This is a genomic window from Methanomicrobium sp. (assembly GCF_055145805.1).
Window position 1 is genome coordinate 24266 of the sequence record NZ_JBSREC010000115.1, and the last position, 6209, is coordinate 30474.

The window sequence follows — 6209 nt, forward strand, 5'->3', positions numbered from 1 at the left end:
CTGTGAAAATTATTCATAGATAACTCTGAAATATGGTATCTTATTGATTATTTTTTTGTAAAAACAACTCTGTCTGCAGATTTTTCAAAAAAGTGATACCCTGATCCCCCTTCAGCAATAATATCAAGCAATTCATCAGGCTTTTTAACAATATCTCCTCCAAGAATATCTACACCTCTTTTGAAGAATGCGTCCGGAAGCATGCTTGCGGTAGGTCCCATGACAACTATGCGGGTATTTTCACCTGCAAGGCTTAAAAGATCCTCAAGTGTACTGTTTATAAGTGTTGTTCCGGTAATTACGAGCAGGTCAGCCTTTGGGACGTATTCGTCTGCTTTTTCGGAAGGAACATAAAACGGCATCTCGTCAGGCTTTAAGGTACGTGGATCTTTTTCTATAACGGTAAAGGGCTTATTGCGTTTTTTTAGTACTTTTAAAAGCGGAGCAAGAGCGCCTATGACAACCACAAAGTCATCGTCATATATCTCAACCTTTTCCATTGCATCAATACCTCTTGTTATTTCATATCCCTGTGGAGGATTTATATTCCAGCATACAAGTGAGAGGGCATTAATTACTGCTATTGCCAGTGCTTTTTTAATTGGTTTTTCAGAGAGTGCGTCCTCAAAATATGAAGACAAAGATCTTTTTGTAAGTGAACCTGAATTTGGCATTGCTCTTGCAGAACTTGGACAACAGACTGCCTCCGGAATTGCTTTTACAGGTGTAAAACATAGTCCGCCTTCACCGGTGTTCAGTTTGACTCCGGTGAAGAATATGCCTATTACCACCCTTTCCACTTTTATTTCATCAAGTTTTTCTCCGAGAATTTGCTTTATATTCTCTATTGTTTCTCTGATAATCAGATCTTTATTTGAATTGCTTTTTTTCATGTGATTTACCTCATTTAAATTCATGATAATTTGCATTTGCAGATTTCTTCATTTTCACTTCTATTTTCTGTCGAAATATTGCGGGAATCTGTATAGACTGCCAGATGAAGGGTGGAATTGCCGTATGCTGTCGGGACACCTGACATTTCAATAATTTCAAAGCCGTTTTCATTCAAAATCCTGGCAAATTCATCAGGATAACATAGCGGATGCCCGAAACTGATAAGCGACTTTTCAAGATCGTTTACGGCAGACCCTGTTTCCGGAAGACATCCCGGACTGCAAAACCAGTGATTCAGCACTAAAAGGCCGTTTTTGTTCATCGATTCTGATATTCTGCTAAAAATAGAGGGGAGATCTTTTCTGAACTTATAAAGAATATGCGACATCATGATTATGTCATAACTGCCTCCCGGAATTTCTATTGTCATATCTCCGGGCACAACCGAGATTTGATCCTGCATTCCATATTCTTCGATATAATCTGATGTAAGCTGTACAACATGCGGTTTATCAAGTATTACGGCATGCAAATCTGGATTTTTCTGGCACAAACAAACAGAGTACAGACCGTGCCCTCCTCCAATATCAAGGACTTTTTTTGACTTTGAAAATCCTTTCCATAGGAATATTCTGGATGCAACTGTCTGAATCTCTCCGCGGATTCCTCTCTGTGCGATAGTTTTAAGATGCCTGTGGGTCGGCCCTTCTTCAAATCCTGCGATTATTTCTTCTTTATTCCTTATGCTTTCTGCAAGTTCTTTCCATTTTGAGGAACTCTCTTTTTGTGAAAGAATGAGATCACCCTGATAAAACTGATTTTTAGAAAGGAGAAATTGTTCAGAGAGATCTGTGTTTGAATAAAGTTCATTTTCTTCCGATATGAGTTTCATATCCTCAAGTGTCGTTAAAAAACACCTGGTAAACATTCCGTTGTATCCAAGTGAATCTGTAATGATCTCCCTGTCTGAAGGTCCGTTTTTATCCAGCCAGTCAAAAAGGTCAGTCTCAAGAGCCGCAGCAAGTACGGAATAATACCTGTAACCATTTATGATCTCATCTATCTTTCCGATACCGTCAGGAATTTTAAGATCACTGAGCTGTTTATTAATATCTGTCATTTTTGTTCCTCCTCTAATTTCTGCAGGACTGACATGTATCAGGGTTCAGTATATCCTCAATCTCATCGTCTGTCAGATTGTAATTATAGAATTCACTGTAAAATGAACGGGTTTCATCCACAATGCTAATGTCTTCAAATTCTTCAGGATAGAGTGTCTTTGCAAGCCACATTATACCAAGCGGAGTCTCAGGTGACGGCCTGTCCCACCAGAAGGTTCCTATCGGACATTCGTAGAGTTCGTTGTCTAAAACAGCTTTGATATCAGAGAGTTGTGAATTGCTCATTACATCTTCTACTGGGATGTAGGTTCCTTCATTGCTGCTGATGATTATTACCTCCGGATTCCAGTTAAAAAGCTCCTCCAGGTTGATATCGCGTGTATTGGTGAGATTTTCAGCTACATTAATTCCGCCTGCTGCTGTAATGAAATCCTGTCCCCACCAGTCTCCGCCGTTTGTATGCAGGGTATTGCCAAGCATGTAATAGACACTTTTTCTCTCGCTTTCAGGAATATCCGAGATTCTGTCTTCAACCATTTTTAGTTTTTCATTCCAGTATGAGACCAGTCTTGCTGCCTCTTGTTCTTGTCCTAAAACCTCTCCCATCATTTCAAATTCTTTGGGCAGTTTCTCAAGAGTTGCTTTTCCGGTGAGAACTCTTATTACCGGAATGCCTGCATTTTCGATCATTTCGTTTCCTTCACCTGATGTAACGCTTGCAACTACAACATCGGGATTGAGAGAAAGAATCTCTTCTAAGTTTATATTGTTAAAAGAGCCTACATCAGAGAGATCTCCATAACTTTGTATTATTTTAAGGAGATTGTCAGAGATGCATTTTTTAGGATGGGCCTTTACAAGATCCGAAGCACCAAGGACGGCAAATTCATGGCTTGCGCCTCCGCAGCATGTAATAACAGCACTTTTGATTTCTGTCGGAATTTCAACTTCTTTACCTGCCATATCTGTAATAATATGTGTGTTTTTTACATTTTCGCTGGAATTAGTGCTCTGAATGCAGATAGCTGCTGAAATTATGACCAGAAAAAATACTACAACAAGAATAATTAGATTTCTTTTGATTTTGTCCATAGAATCACTTTTTATTTAGTCTTTTGAACATACGATATAAATGTATAGTTGATAAAATACATATGTTAATTAAAAAAGATTAACAATAAATTTGGATATTGTGATGAGTTCTTAACTTAAGGAAATAGAGGTATTTTAGATCCAGAACCTCTGCGTGAAATGATAATGGATTTTGTCAGAAGTAAGGGTGCTGTCGCAGCCGCGACCGGAGGCAGCGATGACGAATCCACATCCGAAGAGAGTAATGCCAAAATAGTAGCTGAATTAAAGGAAATAAAACAGATTCTTAATAAAATTGCAGCTAAATAATTTTTTCATCCATATTTTTTGTTTATACAATTACGTAAACTCTAATTTATTGTAAAGCAATAATGATATATGGACTCAGAGTATAAGGAAAAAATAGCAGGTATTCTGAAAGAAGAAGGAATAGGGGCTGTAATAACCTGCCCTCAGGCCCGTTCAATATCAGAAAGGTTCGGCATACCTGAAGAGGATATTGGCAAATACTGCAATACATCTCAGATTAAGATTCGGGGCTGTAAACTCGGCTGCTTTAAATAAAGCCGCAATATCTTTTTTACGGGGATTATTACCGATGAAATCTACTTTTTTAAATCTTATAACCGTTGATGAGGCAGTAAAACTTGCAAAAAGCATTGTCCCGCAGTTACCTGAAGAATATGTGTCACTGGAGGATGCGGTTGGAAGAGTGCTCTCACGGAATGCAATATCTGATATAAATATTCCCGGATTTGACAGGTCGTGGAAGGACGGTTATGCGGTTAGTGCATCTGATACCACAAATGCAACCGAATTCATGCCGGCGATGCTTAAGCTTAAGGGCAGAATTCCGATGGGTGTCGGGGAGATGCAGTCAGTAAAGAAAGGCGAATGCCTAAACATCCCGACAGGCGGGAGAATGCCGGACGGTGCCGACTCCGTTGTGATGGTTGAGTACACAGACGAGGTCGCAGGCGATGTTTTAATAAAAAGACCTGTTGCAGTCGGAGAAAATATTATCCTTGAGGGTGAGGATTTCGCGGAAGGCCAGGTTGTATTTAAAAAGGGAAGAGTCCTTTCAGCATCAGATCTCGGGGCACTCGCCGCAATCGGGTGTGCCAACGTGCCGGTAAGGAGAAAACCTGTTGTCGGTATAATATCAACCGGAATTGAAATAGTTCCTGTATCACAAAAGCCTGAGTTAGGAGAGGTCAGGGATGTAAACAGTTATCTCTGCTCAGGATTTGCAAAAAAACACGGCTGTATCCCAAAGCATCTTGGAATTGTAAGAGACGATGCCGAAGAGTTAAAGGAAATACTAAAAAAGGCCCCTTCGGAGTGCGATCTCATTTTAATATCCGGCGGAAGTTCAAAGGACTTAAAGGATGTAACCGCACAGGCGGTCTATTCTGTTGGCGAGGTTTTGGCCCACGGCGTTATGCTTGCGCCCGGAAAGCCGACCATAATCGGAAGAATCAATGAAACGCCTCTTATCGGAATTCCGGGTCATCCTGCGGCGACCTATATGGTGCTCTCTGTTATCGGGCGTCATATGATAAGGGAGCTTGCAGGATTCCCTGAAGATGAGGAGTCTTTGATGAAAGCAAAACTTTCCATTAATATCTCATCGGAAAAGGGAAGAGAGGAGTATGTGAGAGTCAGAATTTTGGATGATAAAAGTGCACATCCTCTGTTTGGAAAATCCGGCCTTTTAAACACAATTGTTGAGAGTGACGGCGTTGTAAAAATCCCCGGAGGATGTGAGGGGCTTGAAGCCGGATGCGAAGTGGAGGTATTTTTGTGGTAAAGAGGTATCTCTCACAGATAAGCCTTGATGAAGCAGTAAAAAAGGCAATCTCCATCTTTGAAAAACCGGATACCTCAGAGACTGTGCCCTTATGTGAGTCCTCAGGCAGGGTTGTTTCTGAGTCTGTATATGCAGGATACTCTGTTCCTCCTGTAAATGTTGCGGCGATGGACGGAATTTCTGTAAAAAGTATTGAGACAGTCGGTGCAACCGAGCAGAGACCTGTTAAGCTTGAGAGTTTTCTGAGGGTTAATACAGGCAATTTTGTTCCGCCTGAGTTTGACTCCGTTGTTATGATTGAGGATACCTGGGAGGAGGAAGGCGGATATTCGGTCAGAAAATCGGCAAGACCCTGGCAGAATTTAAGATCTGCCGGTGAGGACATAAAAGAGGATGATCTCATAATTCCGAAAGGGCACTGCATCAGTCCTTTTGATATAGGTGCTCTCGGTACATACGGGATAAAAGAGCTCAAAGTGCAGTCCCTCTCGGCAGGTCTGATTCCGACAGGAAGCGAACTTGTAGAGATAGGGGTTGTTCCCGGTCCCGGTCAGGTTGTTGAAAGCAACATCCCTATGGCTTCTGTCTGGCTCTCGGAGAGAAATGTGAGAGCAGACTCCCATCCGATAACGCCGGATAATCCTGATGATATCAGAAAAGCGATAGAAAAAGCTGCTTTGGAGAATGATATCGTAATCGTCTCGGCAGGCTCATCGGCCGGAACAAAGGATTTTACGGCAGGCGTTATTGAGGATTTGGGTGAACTCATATTCCATGGAATAGCGATGATGCCCGGAAAACCAATGATACTTGGAAAGGTCAGCGGAAAACCTGTGATCGGACTTCCCGGATATCCTATATCTGCACAGGTGGTATTAAGGGAGTTTTTAGGGCCGCTGCTTGATTCATGGGGATTTGAAGGGCCCCGTCAGGAGACTATTGACGCGGTTTTGGCAACTGACATAACATCAAATGTCGGATACGATGAATTCGTTCTTTTATCAGTTGCAGCAATCAACGGCAGGTATCTTGCGTCACAGCAGTCAAGAGGTGCCGGTGTTCAGATGGCATCCATAAGATCCAATGCATTTCTCAGAATGCCCGCCCCCCTTGAGGGATATGCCGCGGGGGAGAGTGTTTCTGTCACTCTTACACGGAGCCGCGAACATGCTGAGAGTTCACTTCTGATAACAGGAATGGCAGACCCTGCACTCGGGCATTTGTCCGGACTTTTAAGGGAGAAGGGGGTAATCCTTCATAACGCCAGTACAGGTAATATGGGGGGAATCATA

7 protein-coding genes are annotated in these 6209 nt (G+C 41.9%); 4 read left to right on the forward strand and 3 right to left on the reverse strand.

The genetic code is table 11. The annotated features are described in order from the left end of the window. Positions 1 to 47: 47 nt before the first annotated feature. From ACTB1O_RS10815 to ACTB1O_RS10825, 3 genes are read right to left on the reverse strand one after another with little or no spacing between them, the layout of a single operon-like run. Positions 48 to 893 (reverse strand): Rossmann-like domain-containing protein, encoded by an 846-nt coding sequence (locus tag ACTB1O_RS10815; RefSeq protein ID WP_462995147.1) that lies wholly within the window; start codon positions 891 to 893, stop codon positions 48 to 50. 20 nt (positions 894 to 913) lie between these two features. Beyond that, positions 914 to 2014, reverse strand: coding sequence for a methyltransferase (locus ACTB1O_RS10820; protein WP_462995148.1), 1101 nt, complete (start codon positions 2012 to 2014; stop codon positions 914 to 916). Between the two features lie 13 nt (positions 2015 to 2027). Next, on the reverse strand, positions 2028 to 3107 hold the full coding sequence (locus ACTB1O_RS10825) for an ABC transporter substrate-binding protein (protein WP_462995149.1): 1080 nt from the start codon (positions 3105 to 3107) through the stop codon (positions 2028 to 2030). 165 nt (positions 3108 to 3272) lie between these two features. Between ACTB1O_RS10825 and ACTB1O_RS10830 the strand changes: the two genes are divergently transcribed. The 4 genes from ACTB1O_RS10830 to ACTB1O_RS10845 form a co-directional block, all read left to right on the forward strand. Beyond that, positions 3273 to 3416, forward strand: a complete 144-nt coding sequence (locus ACTB1O_RS10830; protein WP_462995150.1) for a hypothetical protein — start codon at positions 3273 to 3275, stop codon at positions 3414 to 3416. Positions 3417 to 3485: 69 nt separating this feature from the next. Further along, positions 3486 to 3671 carry a hypothetical protein gene (locus ACTB1O_RS10835; protein ID WP_462995151.1) on the forward strand — a complete coding sequence of 62 codons (186 nt, stop codon included), beginning with the start codon at positions 3486 to 3488 and terminating at the stop codon, positions 3669 to 3671. A gap of 34 nt (positions 3672 to 3705) precedes the next feature. Further along, positions 3706 to 4917, forward strand: coding sequence for a molybdopterin molybdotransferase MoeA (locus ACTB1O_RS10840; RefSeq protein ID WP_462995152.1), 1212 nt, complete (start codon positions 3706 to 3708; stop codon positions 4915 to 4917). Then, positions 4890 to 6209: molybdopterin-binding protein (locus ACTB1O_RS10845; RefSeq protein WP_462995153.1), on the forward strand; the 1320-nt coding region annotated here is incomplete at its 3' end. The genes ACTB1O_RS10840 and ACTB1O_RS10845, both read left to right, overlap by 28 nt.